14 protein-coding genes are annotated in these 18,952 nt (G+C 62.4%); 10 read left to right on the top strand and 4 right to left on the bottom strand.

Annotated elements, in window-relative coordinates; all coding sequences use genetic code 11:
• Positions 1-3: 3 nt before the first annotated feature.
• A complete protein-coding gene (locus AC0L2V_RS04450; protein ID WP_473519549.1) occupies positions 4-1,032 on the bottom strand; it encodes a TRAP transporter substrate-binding protein in 1,029 nt (342 codons plus the stop codon).
• Between the two features lie 307 nt (positions 1,033-1,339).
• Here AC0L2V_RS04450 and AC0L2V_RS04445 point away from each other — a divergent pair, with 307 nt between their 5' ends.
• Both AC0L2V_RS04445 and AC0L2V_RS04440 read left to right on the top strand, forming a co-directional pair.
• Entirely contained in the window at positions 1,340-2,113 is a 774-nt protein-coding gene (locus tag AC0L2V_RS04445; RefSeq protein ID WP_473519694.1) for a GntR family transcriptional regulator, read from the top strand.
• 323 nt (positions 2,114-2,436) lie between these two features.
• Positions 2,437-4,167, top strand: a complete 1,731-nt coding sequence (locus AC0L2V_RS04440; RefSeq protein WP_473519548.1) for an adenylate/guanylate cyclase domain-containing protein — start codon at positions 2,437-2,439, stop codon at positions 4,165-4,167.
• Between the two features lie 57 nt (positions 4,168-4,224).
• Here the strand turns inward: AC0L2V_RS04440 and AC0L2V_RS04435 are convergent, their stop codons facing one another.
• Positions 4,225-7,608, bottom strand: coding sequence for a hypothetical protein (locus tag AC0L2V_RS04435; protein ID WP_473519547.1), 3,384 nt, complete (start codon positions 7,606-7,608; stop codon positions 4,225-4,227).
• A 95-nt stretch (positions 7,609-7,703) separates the two neighbouring features.
• Between AC0L2V_RS04435 and AC0L2V_RS04430 the strand changes: the two genes are divergently transcribed.
• The 8 genes from AC0L2V_RS04430 (at position 7,704) to AC0L2V_RS04395 (ending at position 16,360) form a co-directional block, all read left to right on the top strand.
• Positions 7,704-8,171, top strand: coding sequence for a peroxiredoxin (locus AC0L2V_RS04430; protein ID WP_091591837.1), 468 nt, complete (start codon positions 7,704-7,706; stop codon positions 8,169-8,171).
• A 173-nt stretch (positions 8,172-8,344) separates the two neighbouring features.
• Entirely contained in the window at positions 8,345-9,634 is a 1,290-nt protein-coding gene (locus tag AC0L2V_RS04425; RefSeq protein ID WP_473519546.1) for a M23 family metallopeptidase, read from the top strand.
• A gap of 338 nt (positions 9,635-9,972) precedes the next feature.
• On the top strand, positions 9,973-11,139 hold the full coding sequence (locus AC0L2V_RS04420; protein WP_473519545.1) for an ROK family transcriptional regulator: 1,167 nt from the start codon (positions 9,973-9,975) through the stop codon (positions 11,137-11,139).
• Between the two features lie 38 nt (positions 11,140-11,177).
• Entirely contained in the window at positions 11,178-11,942 is a 765-nt protein-coding gene (locus tag AC0L2V_RS04415) for an ATP-binding cassette domain-containing protein (RefSeq protein ID WP_473519544.1), read from the top strand.
• A gap of 40 nt (positions 11,943-11,982) precedes the next feature.
• The gene (locus tag AC0L2V_RS04410; protein ID WP_023798316.1) at positions 11,983-13,023 is read left to right on the top strand and encodes a sugar ABC transporter substrate-binding protein; all 1,041 of its coding nucleotides are present in this window, start codon (positions 11,983-11,985) and stop codon (positions 13,021-13,023) included.
• Between the two features lie 151 nt (positions 13,024-13,174).
• A complete protein-coding gene (locus AC0L2V_RS04405; protein WP_473519543.1) occupies positions 13,175-14,170 on the top strand; it encodes an ABC transporter permease in 996 nt (331 codons plus the stop codon).
• 30 nt (positions 14,171-14,200) lie between these two features.
• Positions 14,201-14,986: an SDR family NAD(P)-dependent oxidoreductase gene (locus tag AC0L2V_RS04400; protein ID WP_091591453.1), complete on the top strand. Its 786-nt coding sequence runs from the start codon at positions 14,201-14,203 to the stop codon at positions 14,984-14,986.
• Positions 14,987-15,250: 264 nt separating this feature from the next.
• Positions 15,251-16,360 carry a hypothetical protein gene (locus AC0L2V_RS04395; protein ID WP_473519542.1) on the top strand — a complete coding sequence of 370 codons (1,110 nt, stop codon included), beginning with the start codon at positions 15,251-15,253 and terminating at the stop codon, positions 16,358-16,360.
• Positions 16,361-16,392: 32 nt separating this feature from the next.
• On the opposite strand, the gene nadE is transcribed toward AC0L2V_RS04395, so the two are convergent.
• A complete protein-coding gene (nadE, locus tag AC0L2V_RS04390) occupies positions 16,393-17,400 on the bottom strand; it encodes an NAD(+) synthase (protein WP_473519541.1) in 1,008 nt (335 codons plus the stop codon).
• On the bottom strand, positions 17,397-18,938 hold the full coding sequence (locus AC0L2V_RS04385; RefSeq protein WP_473519540.1) for a class I adenylate-forming enzyme family protein: 1,542 nt from the start codon (positions 18,936-18,938) through the stop codon (positions 17,397-17,399). Before AC0L2V_RS04385 ends, nadE begins: the two co-directional genes overlap by 4 nt.
• Between the last annotated feature and the right edge of the window lie 14 nt (positions 18,939-18,952).

The raw sequence follows: 18,952 nt of genomic DNA, 5'->3' as shown, positions 1-18,952 counted from the left end.
GGGCTATTTCAGGATGCCGAGCTTGGCCATGTAGGCGACATGCGACTCGTAGGCCGCCTTTGCCTCCGGGCTGCGCTGCGCCCAATCGCCCCAAACCTCTTGGGCAACCTTGCGGAAAGCGAGCCGGTCCTCCTCGCTCCAGTTGTGAAGGGTGACGCCGGCAGCCGTCAGTTCGGCCGCTGCCTTCTCGTCGTCGACCGCCGATTGAGATGCAACCTCCTTGGCGATCGTGTCGACCGCATCGCGAAGCGCTTGCTTCTGGGCGTCTGACAGTGCGTTCCACCTGTCGAGGTTGACCGTGACATGCTCGATCGGCATCGAATGGAAGCCGGGATAGGTGGCATGCTTTCCAACGTCATAGAGGCCGAGCCCTTTGTTGACAGCCAAGGTCGAAGCGTCGGCGCCGGAAACCGTGCCCGTGGACATTGCCGTGAACACTTCGCCGAACGGCATCACGACCGGAGCTGAGCCAAGTTTTTGGAAAATTTCCGATTCCATCCCCGGCGGCGAGCGGAATTTCCACCCCTTCAAATCCCCGATTCCGGCCAGTGTGGTCGTAGATCCAAGCGATTCCGGTGTGGCGACGAACACGCCGACCAGATGCATATTGAATTGTTCATAGAGTTGGTTGGCGAGGTCGAGGCCTCCGGCATCCCTGTACCACCCGAGGATCTCGTCGGGCTTGGAGTAACCGCCCATGATGTCGCCATAGAATTGGAAGGCCGGGTTCTTGCCGGTGACATAGCCCGCGCCTGTCGCGTCGCCGTCGATAATGCCGGTAGCGGCCGCTTCGAAGGCTTCGGATGACTTCACGACCGACGAACTGGTCAGCATCTCTACCTGAAGTGTTCCACCTGACCCCTGGTTTGCAAGTTCAGCAAAGCGAATGAGCGCCTTGCCTTGCAGCGATGTCGGGCTGTGATGCGTCTGGAAACGCAGCGTCGCGGCCTCATCGGCCAATGAAGCGGCGGGCACAATCGCAAGCAGACCGAACAACGCGGCCCCTGCTATGCGTGATCGAAAGCTGGTCATGCTGAACTCCTCCTGAGCAAGATCACATCGCCTCCACGATGTCAGTGACATATTGTAAAATATCACTAAAGATCACTTATCCGAGTTTTGCACCATACGCAACGCCAATTTGGGATGCGCCCGCGCGATGCAGCAGGCGACGAATGCGGGGCCAGCGCAAAAGGTGGGGAATGGAGGGCAGCTACAGAAAGCGCTTTGCACGCGATGAAATATCACAATATGTTGTGTATTATACGCAAAGCGAGATCGGAGAGGCATGAGCAAACAACCCCCCAATAGGCGCGTGAAGCCCAAGGCGGCAAAAGGGATGCCTATCGACACCCCCTCACCGACTCGCCGGAATGCTGTCAACCTGCTGGACCTGGCCTACGAGAAATTCGAGCACCTGATCGTCACGTGCGAGTTAAAACCTGGAGCTTTTCTCACGATACAAGACCTGCAGGATATGTCGGGGTTCAGCCGCACGCCGGTCCATCAGGCCGTCACGCGGCTAGCGGCCGACACCCTGATGATCGTCAGGCCCCGGCATGGCCTGCAGGTGGCCCCCATTGATCTGGCGCGAGAGCGACTGCTGCTCAAACTCCGTCGCGATCTCGAGCGTTTCGTCATTCGCCTCGCGGCGGAGCGATCGGGCTCGTCGCATCGCAACCAGATGCTGCACTTGGCCCGTCAGTTGCGGGAACGGCGGGAAGCGATTGCAATTGGTGAGTTCAATGCTTTTGACCGGCGGATTGACCAACTGATCTTGGCCGCAGCGGGCGAGCCGTTTCTGGAACACACGCTGCGCCCGCTTCATACCATCTTCAGACGTGTTGGCTGGATCTATCACAATCGCACCAGCGGACACTCCAATATTAAAAAGACCGTCGACACGCATCTGTCGGTCCTGGATGCAGTGGTCAAACGGGACATCGAGCAGGCCATTCGATCCTCCGACTCCTTGATCGATTTCGTAGACAGCATGTTCGATGTCATCGAACGCGACGTCGATCCTGAATTTATGGACTGTACCCTCGACCCAATTCTGCCGATGGCTTCTGCTGAACGGCAGGAACAAAGAGACGCCGTCGCCAAATCCTAAAATGCTTTTGCGGGAGTTCGAGAGCTGCACTGCGGCGAAAACGGCAGGTTAGTATCAGGAATCGGACCTTTGTCCGTGACCGCTCAGAAGTCTGTCTATGGTCCCAAGTCGTGTTCATATCGGACGTTTCCGGTCTGACGCCGCGCGGATCGGGGCGTCTCCCGCCATCGATGCGATCGAGTTCGCAGCCACCTGACGGAAGGCGGAAGGTTCTGATCCACCCTTTCTTGCTGCTGCGGTAGGACGACTTCTTGATCAGCCACATGCCCAAATTGCTGGATTTGGCAGCCCAGGAAGGATAGGCTTGGTTTTTGGTTCAGGCGATGGAACAGAGACTAGCCGCAATTCTGGCTGCCGATATGGCGGGCTACAGTCGGCTGATGGAGGCCGACGAATCCGGCACGCTCGCACGCCTTCGGACCCATCGCATAGAACTGGTCGATCCCGCCATCGCGAAGAACAAGGGCCGGATCATCAAGACCACCGGAGACGGCATGCTCGTTGAGTTCCAGAGCGTGACCGATGCCGTGAAATGCGCCGTGGAAATCCAACAGCGCATGAAACGGCGCAATTCGGATGTGCCGCAAGAACGGCGTATCGAATTCAGGATCGGCATAAATCTCGGCGACATCATTTTCGACGATGACGACATTTTCGGCGACGGCGTCAATATTGCCTCGCGCATCGAGCAACTCGCCGACGTCGGCGGTATCTGCGTGACCGCAGCGGTGGCGACCCAAATTGCCGACCGTCTCGAAATTGCCATGGAGGATTTGGGCGAGAAGACGTTAAAGAACATCAGCCGCCCGGTTCGCCTCTATCGCATTGGGCTTGACAGTCCTGTCCTGCCAGAAGTCGAGGCAAAGCGATCCATCTCGAAACCTTCGATAGTGGTGCTGCCATTCACCAACATGAGCGGCGACCCCGAGCAGGAATTTTTCGCGGACGGACTGACCGAGGACATCATCACCGAACTGTCCCGCCACCATGAGCTGTTCGTCATCTCGCGCAATTCCAGCTTCGTCTACAAGAACCGCGCCGTGAATGTGCGCGAGGTGGCCGAGAAACTAGACGTCCAATACCTGGTGGAGGGAAGCGTTCGCAAGATCGGCGACAGGGTGCGCGTGACGGTTCAGCTCATCGACACGGCGAATGACGCTCATATCTGGGCAGACAAATATGACCGGAAGCTGGACGACATCTTCGCGATTCAGGATGAGGTGACCGCGGCGATCGCAGCCACGCTGCCCGGTCGTGTCGAGGCGGCTCAGCGGGACCAGCTCGCGCGGGCGAAACCCGCAAACATGGCCGCGTATGAATGTGTGCTTGCCGCCAAGGTGCTGCATCACAAAAGCACGATTGCGGATAATGAACGCGCGCAAACCTTGATAGGCAGGGCCGTCGCGCTCGACCCCGATTATGCCCATGCCCATGCCTGGCGGGCCTGCATTCTTGGTCAGGCCTGGGTCTATAACTGGTGCAAAGACCGGGATGCCGTCTGGAACGACATCATGGCAGCGCTGGACAGGGCGCTGGCGCTGGACGACAACGATGCCGATGTCCACCGCATCCTCGCCGCAGTGAACGTGAACAACAATGAGTTGACCACAGCGCGCTACCATCAAGAGCGGGCGCTGGCCCTCAATCCCAATTACGACCTCGTGGTGGTGCAGCAAGGCGAGTTGTTGACGTGGCTGGGGAGGCCGGAAGAGGGAATTGAATGGATCCGCAAGGCAATGCAGTTGAATCCGCACCACCCGGAGAGGTTCTGGAGCCATCTGGGAAAGGCGCGTTTCGCCGCGCGCCAGTATGGCGAGGCGATCGAAGCTTTCATGCATCTGTCAACCATGGACTCGGTTCAGCATGCTTTCGCCGCTGCCTGCTACGGCTGGCTCGGCGACGAAATCGCCGCCGCGGCGCATCTACGCAAGGTCAAAACGCTCGATCCCCAATTCGACCTCGATTCATTTATCGCCACCCTGCACTATGCCCAAGAGTCTGATGTGCAGCACGTCCGCGAGGGACTGCTGAACGCCGGTATTGCCCACCTGTAGCCAGCCCGTAACTACGAACCAGATCCAATCGGGGCTCGAAGTGATTGAGCTTTCACCTTACCGGTACTCGAAGATCGACCTGAAAATTCCGGGCGCGATCACCGACAGCGGATTGACGTCCAGTTTGGGCTTGTTGGCATTGCCCCTGAGCCGGTAAGTCACGCCGATGAGGCCGCGATCGCGGCCATTGCCGAGCAGCGCCCCGAACAGCGGCAGTTCGCCAAAGATGCGGTTGATGCCGTAGACCGGCATGAAGGTGCCGGTCATGTCCATGTTGTTGCTCTTGTCATAGAGCGTGCCCTGGAAGGTGGTGCCGATGCGCGGGCCGCGCAGCACGCCATTGGCCAACTTCAGATAGCCGGCGCCCTTTTCGATCTCGGAAAAGCCGCGCTCGAACTTCACTCTCGACGTGTCGATATTGGCTTTGACGGCTTCGTTGAGGCTGCGGCTGTCGCCGGCCGGCGTCGTCGATACGAGCGAGGCGAGTTTCGGCTCGTTGACCACGAAGAAATCATGCGAGTCGACCTGGCCCTTCATCGGCCCATCGCTTGCCCCGGCGAGCGCCAGGGTGATCGAACCGCCCTCCATATGCTCGTAGATGTTGAGGAACCGCAGGATGGCGCCGGCATCGGCCGACCGGACGTTGAGGGCGCGCTTGCCGGCGCCGGTCGTGTTGCTGATGCTTATGGCAGCACCCGAACTTGCCGTGGCGCTCACCTTGAGCCCATTCACCCTCGAGCCGGCGGCGCTGTAGCCGAGCTTCAGGTTCGACAGCGTCTCGTTGTGGAAGCCGGTCAGCGAATTGACGTCGGCGCTGACCGAAATCGCGTCGGAACCCGTGGCCTTGGTGGCGGTGTCGACATCGGACGTGAATTGCCTGATCAGCGAGCGCGCGTCCAGCGCGCTGCCTCTGATGTCGATCGCGTAGCCTTTGCCCGATCGCTTCACCGAAACGGCAACGTTGTCTCCCCGGTTCAGCTTGACGTTGCTGAACCGCGCCGAGGACAGGGCGCCTTTGACCAGCACCACGTCGCCATCGATCGAAAAGGTCTTGCCATTCAGGTCGAAGTCGGACAGCGTCGTGGTGTCGCCGGATTTGGCCATGGCAAATGTGACATTGGCTGGAATGCCGGGGCCCTTGCTCCAGCCTGCCCAGGGAATGTCCAGCCTGGCATTGGTCAGGTCCGCCGAGACAGTCTGGTTGCCCGTGTTGCCCGTGCCGCTCTTGTCGATCTCAACCTTGACGGTTCCGGAAAGCAGCTCCGACAGGCCAGGCATGGCGGCGGCACGTATCTTGTCGTCGAGCGTCAGCGCCACTTTTCGGCTGCGTGGCGGTCCGCCATCCCTGAGCGGTTCGATCAGGTCGAGTTCGGCTGGAATGCCGTTGAGCAGCGCCTTGGCTGATATCACCGCCTTCTCGGGTTCGACCGTGATCGAACCGTCCGCGTCCGTCACCGTTTGGTCTTCGAACGGCTTGCCCAGCGACAGGTCTTTGTAATCGAGCGTCACCAGCCAATCGAGTTTCGAGCTGTCGACGCCGCGCTGCAGCGGAATGTCCGCCTTGACGTGGCCTGTCACCGTGCCGGACAGGTCTTCCGGCAGCAGGCCGACACGGCGCATGCCGTTGATCGGCTCGTAGGAGGCGAGCTCGGCGATCGCGGACGCCTCCCCGGCAACATCGATGTCGAGCGCGCCGATCACCGGCGGGCGGTTCGCCGCCTTGACCGTCATCGTGCCGTTGCTTGCCGCGACCGTGCGGCCGCTGGCCATATAGACGTTGCCCGAGGACAAAGCGATGTCGACGTCATTGCCGTGGAATTCGACGACGCCGACGGCATCGCGTATCGGCGGGATGTGACCGGCTGTATCGAAGCGCGATCCCTCGACCTGGAAACGGCCGAATACCTCATCAGATGAAAGCGGGATGCCGTTGCCAAGGCGCCCGGGCACGACCTGGAACTGCAGGCTGGCGTCGACGACGCGGCCGCCGAACAGGTTTTTCAGCACCCACAGGCGAGCGTTTCGCGCCGCAAACCAGGGCCACAACTGCTTGACATGCGAGACAGGCATGTCGTGGACGTTGAAGGCTACAGATATGCCCGGCACCTTTCCCTCGGGGAACTCGACCGAAGCCGTGCCCAGCGCCTCGCTGGCGGACCCCGACCTGATCCCGATCTGCTCGGCCACCAGCTTGCGGCTGCGGGTCTGGTAGACGCCGGCCACCCGGGCGATGAAATCGAGCGCGGGTTCGGAGGATTCCGAAGGCGCCAGTGTCGAGCCGTCGCTGGTCAGGTCGTAGCGATAGGACGGCTCCTCGCCTGCTGTTCCGGTCGCCGGCTTCGGCCCGATCGAACCGGCGAACTCGAATGTCGAGCGACCGGTCCTCACTTGCAGCCGGTCCACCTGGACCTTGTTGGCGCCGGCGACAAGCGTCGCAGCGAGATCGACGTCTGCTGGAAGCGAGCCACGCGTGCCAAGATCGAGCACGGCACCGGCGAACGACAGCGAGGCCGTCAGCCGCGACGCGTTGTCGCCGGATCCTTCCGATCCCGCCAGCTTCAAGGCAATCGCGCCAAGCGTCCCGCCCGGCGCTGCCGCAGCCTGGTCAAGCTGCGCTATCTCGACGCTGGCATCCAACGCCGTCACGCGCCGCGTCGTCGCATCACGGCTGGCCGAGGCGGCGATGGTGAGTGCCCTGCCGTCGACAGAAGCGTCGGATGAAAACTCCATGCCGCCCGGCCCCGACTGCGCAACGGTAGCATCCGCGATCCTGACCAGTTTGACCAACCCGGCCTCGGGCGGAACGAGGTCGACATTGCGCAGCTCGATCCGGCGCATCTGCTCCTCGCGCACCGCATCGAGCGCGTGACCGATGCTGGCAAAGACCGTGCCGGCCAGCCTTTCCGGATCGATGAGGCCGTCGTCATTGCGCAGTGCCGCCGTCCAGTCGCCACCCGACGGCAGCGCCGCCATCACGATGCGCGCGTCGGAAATCCTGGCGCTGGTAAGCCGCACCTCGCCCGAAAGCAGCGGTATCAGCCTTACGCCGAAGCGGACACGCCCGGCATCGGCCATCGGCTTGCCGTCGGCGGTCTTGAGGCTGACGTCGCTGACCTGCAGCGCAATGAAGCTCGATCCGTCGAGCGTGAGACGGGCCGGCCCGACCGCAACGTCGACGTCGACGCCGGCCAATTTCTCGATGGCCGTTTCCGCTTCGGCCCGCAGCCGCTCGGTGCCGAAGCCGGACATGCCGATCGCATAGACAGCGGCGGTGGCCAGCAGCACAAGCGCCAAAAAGCCGGCAAACAGCCGCGCAAGAATACCAACGCCGCGACCCTGGCCGAGCGGCGGTATGCGGCACGCGGACGGGAAGGCCCCCAGGTCGGTGATTTCATCACGCCTGAATCTGATCTTCTCGTGCTGCGGCTGCTCCTGATCCACACAATTTTCCGTTGAACGAACTCGACCGTGGACGAATCCCGCTGCGACAATATATCGATGAGGCCTCGCGCGTAACCACAAACAAGGGCACCGATATGGCTGATCTCGACGTCGGCGACGTTGCGCCGCAGTTCGACCTTCCCCGCGACGGCGGCGGATCGCTCAGCCTCGCGTCATTGCGGGGAAAGCCGGTCGTGCTTTACTTCTATCCGCAGGACGACACCACCGGCTGCACCAACGAGGCGATCGGCTTTTCGCAGTTGAAGCCGGAATTCGAAAAGCTCGGCGCTGTCGTGATCGGCCTGTCGCCGGACAGTGTCCGAAAACACGACAAATTCAAGTCGAAATACGATCTGACCGTCGACCTCGTCGCCGACGAGGAGCGCAAGGTGATCGAAGCCTATCATCTGTGGGTCGAGAAGCAGCTCTATGGCCGCCGCTATATGGGCGTCGAGCGCGCAACGTTCCTGATCGGCAGCGACGGACGGATCGCCCGGATCTGGCGAAACGTTCGCGTCAAAGGCCATGCCGAGGCGGTGCTGGAGGCCGTGCGCGCGCTTTGACGTCAATTTCTGGGACATCAATTTCGGCTGTGGCCTGAACCCGTCTGAAGCACGGGGCCGAAGCAATCCGGCTTGCAACCCATGGGCTGCAAGCTGGGCGCCAGCAACCGACCGTTAACCTTAATGATGTGTAATCGGGCTTGTCGTTGGTGTCGTAACGAAAGCTTGGTCCTGTGAACGTAGCCAGTCAGTCAACGGTCTTTGGCAGGCGCAATGAGCCCCACACGGTCATTATCGCCCGGGGCAACGAGATCAGGCATTTCACCATACGGCCATGGCTTGCCGCATTTTGCGGCTCGGCGCTGGCGGCGATGGCGATAGGCTATCTGCTGGCGACCTCCTATCTCGTGCTGCGCGACGACCTGATCGGCGCGGCCACGGCACGGCAGGCGCGCATGCAGCAGGCCTATGAGGACCGCATCTCCGCACTGCGCGCCCAGGTCGACCGGATCACCAGCCGTCAGCTGCTCGACCAGCAGCTCATGGAAACCAAAGTTGGCGAGTTGCTGGAACGACAGACCCAGCTCAGCCTGCGCCACGGCCGCATCGGCCCGCTCCTCGAACGCGCCGAGAGCGACGTCGGAACGCCGCCCGCCGCAGGCACGGCTGCGTCCGCAAAGCCGGATAAACGCGCCGAGGTGACCGACGCCCCGCTACAGGCCTATGCGGTTGCCAGCCTCGGCGCCAACCTTGGCGCTGGCGACACCAGGCCGTTCTCGCTGTGGTCGACCCGCTCCGATCCGCTGCCGAGCGACACGGCGGCCGATCGTGCCGACAGGCTGTTCGTATCGATCAACGCCGCGCTCAAGGCCATAGAGAGCCAGCAGCTCACCCGCATCGCCACGCTTGCCGACAACGCCTACAAAAACGCCGATGCGATTTCTCAGGCGCTCGAGGCGGCTGGCCTGCCGGTCGACGGCGATTTCGGCAAGAGCGATGCCGGCGGTCCGCTGATACCACTCGACAGTTCGATGACGTTCGACAGCAAGGTAAGGGAACTCGACGAGGCGCTGGACGCGCTCGACCGGCTGAAGACGGAGGCGCGACGGCTGCCGCTCGCCAACCCCGCGCCCGGTCGCTCGGTCACCAGCCCGTTCGGCGTGCGCACCGATCCGCTGCTCGGCACCGCCGCGCTGCATTCGGGGATGGATTTCAGGGCGCCGACCGGGATGCCTGCCAAGGTCACGGCGCCCGGCGTTGTCGTCAAGGCCGGCTGGAACGGCGGCTACGGCCGCATGGTCGAGATCGACCATGGCAATGGCTTTGCGACGCGCTATGGGCATCTCAGCAAAATCGACGTGACCGTCGGCAAGCGGCTCAACGCCGGCGACGTCATCGGCAAGACCGGCAGCAGCGGCCGCTCGACCGGCCCGCATCTGCATTACGAAATCCGCCACCATGGCGAGGCCATCGACCCGCTGCGCTTCCTGAGGGTCGGCAAGAAGGTCGCACGGTATCTTTAGTGGCTGCAGGCATCGCCCAGGCTGCAAAAGAGTGTCGTCGGAAAAAACTGCCGATCTCCCCCCTTGCGGGGGAGATGTCCGGCAGGACAGAGGGGGTGCTGTCCCGCCGGCCTGTCAACTAATAGCAGCCGCGTTCTTGAATTGGCTTGGCGGTTAGGGCGACTAACGCGAAAAGTCGGCGATCCTTCCCACCCCCCTCTGGCCTGCCGGCCATCTCCCCCGCAAGGGGGGAGATCTGCAGCTTCGGCGCTCTACCCCGCACTTCACACTTCTTTTTGAATTCCATTTGACTGAATAAATATTTGGTGCGAACCTCTTGTCTCCCAGGGATGCAAGACATGGCACTGCGGGGGACCAATCAGGAGTTTGGGCGGCCTTACAACAGGCGCATCGTCCTCGAATCCATCCGCCTTCACGGTCCGATCGCCCGCGGCGACATTGCCAAGCGGGTCGGGCTCACCGTACAAACGGTCTCGACCATCGTTCGCGAGTTGGAAGAACACGGCTACGTCCTGTCGATGCGCGAAGAGCCGCGGGGGCGCGGGCTGCCTCCGGCGACCCTGCGGATCAACCCGGAGGGCGGCTATGCCGTCGGCATCCACGTCACTCCGCTGGGTATCAATGCGGCGCTGATCAATTTAAGCGGAGACGTGATCGAGAGCGCCTACCGCGAGGCCCCCAACGCGACGCCCGACCATGCCTTCGATCTGATCGGCGCGATGGTGCTTGAATTGACCGGACTGCGGCCGGGCGGTCGCGTTCTCGGCATCGGCATGGCGCTGCCCGGCCCTTTCGGCGTTGAGTCGATGAGCTTTATCGGCCCGACGACGATGACCGGCTGGAAGGACGTGGCGCTTCGGGAACGGCTGGAGGCCTCGACCGGGCTGCCCGCGTTTTTTGAGACCGATATGGCGGCCGCGGCAATGGGCGAGCGCCTGTACGGCCTCGGGACGGGATATTCCGAATACTACTATCTCTATTTCGGTGTCGGTCTTGGCGGCGTCATGGTCCATGACGGAAGCGCGTTGCGCGGGGCCTGGGGAAACGCCGGCGAGATCGGACACATCCCTGTCGTGCCGGGTGGCGAGCCGTGCCCCTGCGGCAATCGCGGCTGCCTCGAACGATACCTCTCGCTCGAGGCGCTGCGGCGCCGGAACATCAGCGACGCCGATTGGGTTGATGAAGTCGGGCCGATCTTCTGCAACGCCATCACCATCGTCGAGAACCTGTTCGATCCCGAAACCATCATCCTCGGCGGACTGGCATCCACCGATCTGCTTGAACGGCTGGCCGGTTCGGTTGCCAGGCTTCCCAACTCGATCTCGGCGCGAAACGACCGCACGGCGCCGCGTGTCACCGTCGCACGCGGCGGCCAGCATGCTGTGCTGCGCGGGGCCGCCGCACTTGCCGTCTCAGGCGTGCTTTCGCCGCGCTTCGGCCAGATATTCACCGCCGAGCGCGAACGTGGGCGAGATATACTGCAAGGCAAGGGGATGGCGGCATGAGCGGAGCTCAGCCGAGCATGAGCGGAGCTCAGCCGGGCATGAGCCAACCCCTGCTGGTGCTCGACAACGTCACCAAGAATTTTGGCGCGATCGAAGCGCTCAAGGGCATCAGCTTCTCGATCGGCAAGGGCGAGGTGGTGGCGCTTCTGGGCGACAATGGCGCCGGCAAATCGACGCTGGTCAAGATCATCGCCGGCGGCCTGGAGCCGACCTCCGGCCGCATGCTGTTCGAGGGCAAGGAATTCCTCGCCAAATCTCCCGCCGAGGCCAAGGCGGCTGGGATCGAGACCGTCTACCAGGACCTGTCGCTTTGCACCAATGTCGACGTGGTGGCCAATTTCTTCATGGGCCGCGAGATCACCAGGAAATTTCTTGGCCTTCCCGTGCTTGACGAACCCGCCATGGAGCAGGTGGTCGAAACGGCTTTGGCCAGCGCCGGCACCCGCATCCCTTCGCTCAGAACCAATGTCGAGCATCTCTCGGGCGGCCAGCGGCAGGCCATCGAGCTCAACCGATTCGTGCATTTTGGCGGCAAGCTCGTGCTTCTCGACGAGCCGTTCGCAGCACTCGGCGTCGAGCAGACGCGGCGCGGCCTCGACATGATCCGCCAGGTGGCGAGGCAAGGCATCGGCGTCGTCATCATCACCCATATCATGCAGCAGGCCTTCCAGGTCGCCGACCGGATCGTGGTGATCCGGCAAGGCGTCGTGGCCGGCGATGTCGCGCGCAACAAGACAAGTCCCGACGCGGTGATCGACATGATCACCGGAGAGACGCTCGCCGGTGCCGGACCGGCAGGCTGAGGGACAAAATGAGGGGTCCGGCGCAAGAGGAGCGAACGACATGAAGAAAATACTTCTTTCCGTCTTCGGTATCCTGGCACTGGCCTTTGCCACGCTCACGCCGGCATTCGCCCAGTCCAAGGGCACCGTCTACTACCTGGTGCCGACATTGCTCGATGAATTCCAGACCGGCTCGGTGAGCGCTCTGGAGATGTTCCTGAAGCAGGTCGGCTACGAGATGAAGACGCTGAACGCCGACAACAAGACCGACGCTCAGCAATCGCAGATGAACGACGTCATTGCGCTCAAGCCGTCGGCGATCATTCTCGCCGCCGTCGATTTCAATGCGTTGAAGCCGTCGATCGAGGCCGCCCGCGCCGCCGGCATCCCGGTTGTCGAGTTCGATCGCCAGATCACCTCGACACCATCCGATTTCACCTCGGTGGCGGGAACGGTCGAGATCGGCCAGATTGCCGCCGACCAGGCCGAAAAACTCTTGAAGGCGAAGCACGGATCGGTGAAAGGCAAGATCCTCCAGGTGCTCGGCGATCCTGGCGACCCCTACACGCTCGATATCCAGAAGGGTTTCGAGGAGAAGATGAAGGCGTTCCCGGACGTCAAGATCATCTCGGTGCCGGCCATGCAATGGGCAGCGGATGCAGCCGGAACCATCGTCAACGACCAGATGCTCGCCAACCCGGATATCGACCTGATCTTCAGTCACGCCGCGCATCTCTCGGTCGCTGCCGTCGCCTCGCTCGAGGCCGCCGGCAAGAAGCCGGGCGACGTCATGCTGATGAGCTCGAACGGTGCGCCGGTCGGCCTCGACCTGATCCGCAAGGGCTGGCTCAACGTCGAAGTCGAGCAGCCGCTCTACGCACAGGCCGCCGCCGTCGCCATGTTCATGGACAAGGTCGTCAACAAGCAGGAGATCAAGCCGGGCGAGTACGATGTGCTCGGCCTGAAGTCGGCCGTGACGATTGAAGCCTGGGGACCGAACATCAAGATCCCCGGCGCTGCGATCACCAAGGAAAACGTCGACAACCCGGCCTTCTGGGGCAACATGAAGCCGCCCTCAGGCACCGTGAAGCCGGTCGAGTAGCAAAGTCGCCCAGGGCTCCGGGCCGCGCTGGCCCGGAGCTCAGCCGGCGCGTTCGAACGACGCGCAAGTCAAGCTGCAGAAGTTTTTCAATCCGCGCGTGATCCCTAAAATCGAATTGGTTTCGGGGGTCATGCGCCAGCCGGATCAGCATATGAATCCCCGCACGCGCCGCGCCCTCGAGTTCGTCCTCGACAACCTCGTCTGGTTCATGCTGGTCTTCGTGCTGGTGGTCTTCTCCATCTCCATTCCGAACTATTTCCAGCTCGGCATCTTCGCCAACATCATCGAGGCGTCGAGCGTGCTTGGCGTCATGTCGATCGGCCTGGCGCTGGTCATCATCACCGGTCACATGGACCTGTCGGTCGAATCCGTGGCGGCGCTCAGTGCTATGGCGGTCGGCATCCTGTTCTGCTCGGCAGGTATCGGCCTTGGCGTTCAATTGCACCCGGAATGGCTGATGGTTCCGGTTTCGCTGCTGATCGCCCTTGCTGTCGGCAGCATCATCGGCGCCGTCAACGGCTACCTGGTCGTCAAGGTGAAGATGAGTGCCTTCATCATCACGCTGGCGTCCTACATCTGGGTGCGCGGCCTCGTGCTGGTCATTTCCGGCGGCCGCTCGGCACAGGACCTTGCGCCGGCAATCCGCTGGTTCGGCATTCAGCGCCTGCTTGGCCTGCCGCTCACCGCCTGGATCGCGATTGCGTGTTTCGTGGTCTTCTCGCTGATCATGGCCAAGACCCCCTTCGGCAGGCACCTGATCATGATCGGCGGCAACGAGACCGCAACCTTCCGCGCCGGCATCCGCGTCAACCGCAACCTCGTCATCGCCTTCGTCCTCGCCGGCGCCATCGCCGGCCTTGCCGGCTGGGTGCTGGCAATCCGCACCTCCGGCGCCACCGCCAATCTCGGCGTCGGCCTGCTGTTCAACGCCTTCGCCGCCGTCGTCATCGGCGGTGTCAGCTTGAAGGGCGGCGTCGGCACCCTGCCCGGCGTCTATGCCGGCGTGCTGTTGCTGTCGGCCATCAACACCGCAATCAACCTCATGGGCCTCCCGGCCAACTTCACCCAGGTGATCCACGGCCTGCTGGTGCTTGCCGCCGTGCTGCTCGACGCGTTCAAGCAAACCATCCGCCAAAGACTGGCATGAGAGGGGGACTGGCATGAGAGGGGGGCTGGCATGACCGGGCGTCCAGGGATCGGAAGACTTTCGGACAAGGTCGCGCTGATCGTCGGCAGCGCGCGCGGCATCGGCAAGGGCATCGCACAGCGCTTTGCCGAAGAGGGCGCCAAGCTGGTGCTGGCCGATACCGAGGTCGAGGCCGGGCAAGCGGCCGCCGACGAAGTCGGCGCCGCCTTCATCCGCACCGACATCTCGCAGATGGCCGATGCCGAGGCCGCCGTTGCGCTGGCGCTCGACCATCACGGCCGTCTCGACATCATGGTCCAGAATGCCGGCATCTATCCCTGGCAGTTGCTGGAAAACACCAGCCCGGAGGACTGGGACCGTGTCATGGCGGTCAATTTGCGCGGCAGCTTCAATGCCGCCCGTGCCGCGCTCGTTCCGATGAAGGCGCAGCACTCTGGCCGCATGCTGTTCACCTCCTCCATCACCGGTCCGCACGTCACCAGCCCGGGTCACGGCCACTATTCGGCGACCAAGGCCGGCATCAACGGCCTGATCCGTTCGGCCGCTCTCGAATTCTCGGGCTATGGTATCACCGTCAACGGCGTCGAGCCCGGCAACATCCTCACCGAAGCCATCCAGCTGCATCGCGGCGCCGCCTATATCAAGAACATGGAGGACTCCATCCCGCTCGGCCGCCTCGGCAGCCCGCGCGACGTGGCCAATGCCTTCCTGTTCCTGGCCTCGGACGACGCCAGCTACATCACCGGCACCACCATCATCGTCGATGGCGGGCAGCTGCTGCCCGAAGGCAAGGACTTCCGCCTGCTTCCGCCATGATCCGCGCCCGATAAACTCGATTCGCCGCCCAATACTTCAACATCGGTTTACCCAAAGCTGGTAACAGCAACGACGCTCGTTTTCATGATCAAGCAAAGGGTCTGCCTTGCCGCAGCGTTACAGCTCTCTTTTCGACCACTACCGGAGCGAGTGCAATTATAGATTGCATAGCTGCGGGCAGTTGCCGTTCGCGGCGATGGCCAATGGGGAGCCGGGCCTTGCCATGGTCTGGAAACGCGGGGACTCCGGTGCCGGGAGCCGGGCTTGAGCGTCATTCGCGCCTTGGAAAGTGCCGATGTTCCGGCAGTCGCAGGCATGTTTCAACGCGTGCTGCGCAAGAAGCGGACCGAAGCGCCGGCCGCGCTCATCGACTATATGAGACGGTTTTATCTGGAGGCGCCCGGTTGCGGAGGCGATCTCCGCTCGCTTGTCCATGTCAACGACGCCGGCGACGTCTCCGGGTTCGTCGGCGTTCACGTGTTGCCGATGCAATTCAACGGCCGGCAATTACGCGCCGCCATCTGCAGCTCGCTCATGGTCGGGGATCATGAGCGCGACCCGATGGCCGGCGCCCGCTTGTTGAAGGCTTATCTGGATGGCCCGCAGGATATCTCGTTCAGCGAGACCGCCAACGATATTTCCGCAAAATTGTGGACCCGGCTGCGCGGCGTTGTCCTGCCGCAATACAGTCTCGACTGGGTGCGCGTGATGCGGCCGTCGAGCTTTGTGCTCAGCCTTTCCGCCAGTCGCATGAAATCTGTCCGAATGCTCAATCCGTTTGCGCATGCAATCGACCGGTTTTATTGCAGGCGAATGAAGTCCAGCGAACGACGCTGGTCCGGTGTGGCGGCGGACGGGGCAGGTCATGGCGCCTTTCGGACATCCCAAATCGACAGCGACGCATTTGCCAGGCTCGTCGAACCGTTGACCGCCCAGTTCGCCCTGCGCCCGAGTTGGGCGGAAGGCCAGCTGGATCATATGCTGACCGATGCGGCACAAAGGCCGGATCTGGGCGAGCTTGTCTACGTTTCCGTGGCATCGCCAGTCGGCACCAATGTCGGCGCATTCGCCTATCACGCGCGGGCGGGTGAAATCGGCCGCGTGCTGCAGATCCTCGCCCTCCCCGGCCAGGCGGGTTCGGTAATCGACTGCCTGATCGATGATGCCGCCGTACGCGGCGTCAGCGGCCTGCGCGGACGCATTCAACCCGCACTTCTGGAAGCAATGCTTGGGCGACGCATAGCTTTCCTGACCGTTGCCTCGACCGTGGTGCACTCACGCGATCCAGAGCTTCTGGATGCCATGAAGAACTCGCAAGCTTTCCTGAACGGGCTTGCGGGCGAGCAGTGGAGCCGGCTGGGTCACTTCACCTGAAGCGCTTCGCGTGACCTGGATCGAGAGCCAGCTCAGGCACTGATTTCCTCGACCTCATCGACGAGTTGCGGGCGCAGGTGCAGGTAGCGCGTCGCCTTGCGTTTGGCGGCGATGTCGGCCCAGACGCGTTCCACCTGCGAGGCGTCCAGTCCTGCCGCCTGCCCCACCACTTCGGCCGCCACGCCGTTGTTGAGGCCGCAAAGGCAAAGATCCATGCGGTCATAGGGAAGCGAGAAGTAGAACTCCTCCTGCGTCTGCGCCAGCGAGTAGGTATCGGTGGTCGGCGGCCGATTGCGGATTTCCTCGGGCACGCCGAGATAGGCCGCGAGCGCATAGACCTGCGTTTTATAGAGGTGCGCGATCGGCTTGACGTCCGCCGCGCCGTCACCGTTCTTGACGAAGAAGCCCTGATCGTATTCCAGCCGGTTGGGCGTTCCGAGAACGGCGAAGTTCAGGCGGTCGGCATGAAAATATTCGATCTGCTTGCGGGTGCGCTGCTTCATGTTGGTGGCAGCGACGATGCCGAGATAGACCGGCAGCGGCATTCTCAGTTTGGTCTGCTTGCCCCCGGGGTCCTGCACCACCAGCGACGAAATATTGTAGCCCTCATGCTCGAGGGCGTTCGCAATCACGATCTTCGAGGCCCAGCCTTCGCCGTAGTCCGGGACCAGTTCGCGGATGAAGGCGTCGCGACGTTGATAGCAGCCCATGGCGCGCAGGATCGGCCCGATATCCTCCACAATAGAATCGACACCGAAAGTGCCGGCGACAAGCCGGCCGAGCCGCAGACTTTCCGGATCGGAATCGTTTTCCGGCATGAAGAGGCACAGTACATTCTGGGACCCGACGGCTCGCGCCGCCAACGCCACCGAAACGCTGGAATCGATCCCGCCGGAAAGACCGAGCACGAGGCCGCGCTTGCGAATGCCGCGCAACTGCTGGCGCAAGGCGCTCACGATCCTGTCCGTTTCGGCGGCAGGGTCGATCGCCAGGGTCTGCGCCAGAATGGTCGGCGCGTTATCGCCGGGGTGAACTCTCATTGCGCGGCCTCCATCATCTCCGACGCAAGCCGGCGGCTGACCTTGCCCGTATCCGTCTTCGGCAATTCCAGGCGGAATTCGATGATTTTGGGGACCATGAAGTCCTCGAGGTGACGGGCGCAGTGGCGCATGACATCCCGTTCGCTGAGCGTCGGGTCCGAGCGTATGACGAGCGCACCGATCGCATGACCGAGCAGCGGATCCGGCACACCGACGACAACGGCCTCGGCGATGCCGGGATGGGCGTGAAGCACGGCTTCCACTTCCTTCGGCGCCACCTTCTCTCCCCGCGTCTTTATGATGTCGTCCTTGCGGCCGACGAAATAGAGAAAGCCGTCCTCATCGGTCGTGAACAGGTCACCGGTGTAGAGGACCTTCTCCCAACGGTTCGGGCCCGGTCGCAGCGCTCGTTCCGTCGCAGCTTCGTTTCGCCAATAACCCTGCATGACGTGCGGTCCACGAATGACCAGCTCACCCGCCACACCTGCCGGCACGCTCTGCCCGTTGTCGTCGACGACAAAGGCTTCGGTGTTCGGAATGGCTATGCCGACCGAACCCGGCCGGTGGTCGAGCTCCTCGGGCGGCAGATAGGTGCAGCGCTTGCATTCGGTCTGGCCATACATCGAATACAGCCTGACACCGGGGAAAAGGCAGCGCAGGCGTTCGATATGGGCCGGCGGCAAGGCCGCCGCCGTATTGGAAATATAGCGAACGCTGGGCAGGAAGCCCGGCTCCAGGTCACGCATCTGCAGGATCATCGCTGCCATCGTCGGCACCAGCGGAAGACCGGTGACGCCCTCCTCGCGGATACGCTCAAAGATCGCCTGAGGAAAGGCGAAGGATTTTTCGAGCACAAGCGTGGCGCCGAGCCTGACGGCCATCAGCAACTGATAAAGGCCATAGTCGAAGGCGAGCGGAAGCACATTCAAAATGATGTCGTCGGACGTGTTGCGCAGATAGGTGGTGATGGAGTCCGAGGCCGCGTCGCAATTGCGGTGCGTCATCATCACGCCCTTGGGCCGGCCGGTCGAGCCCGACGTGTAGATCAACATCGCCAGATCGACGTCGATGCCGCGGTGGTCGATCTCTCCGGCTTCAAGCGTCAGGCAGTCGGCTAGGGATGTGGCCCCCACCGGGCATTGACCATCGGCACCGACGGTCGAAGCCACGAAGATGCCGGTTTTGCCGCCGCAGGCTTCAGTGACCACGGGCATCAGTTTTGCCTGGGTGAGGATCGCAGCAGCGTCGCAATCGGCAAGGATGTAGGCAAGCTTGTCGGCCTTGGTCGATGGGTTGACCGGGATGAAGGTCGCCCCTGCCTTGAGCACGGCGAAAATCGAAACCGCGATCTCCCAGCAATTGTCCATGAAAACGACGACCCGGTCGTTGCGCCTGACGCCGTTCGCGAAAAGCGCAGCGGCAAGGCGGCTCGAGAGATCGTAAAATTCTTCGTAGCTCAGCCTTTTATGCCCGGTGATCAATGCCGTCTTGGCAGGTTGGGCAGCGGCATTCGCGGCCAGAAAATGTTCGATCCGCACGGACGCTCCTCGCC

The organism is Mesorhizobium sp. WSM4814, from assembly GCF_055811595.1.
Note: the sequence above shows the minus strand (reverse complement) of the source record. Positions and strands in the feature narration are given on the sequence as shown.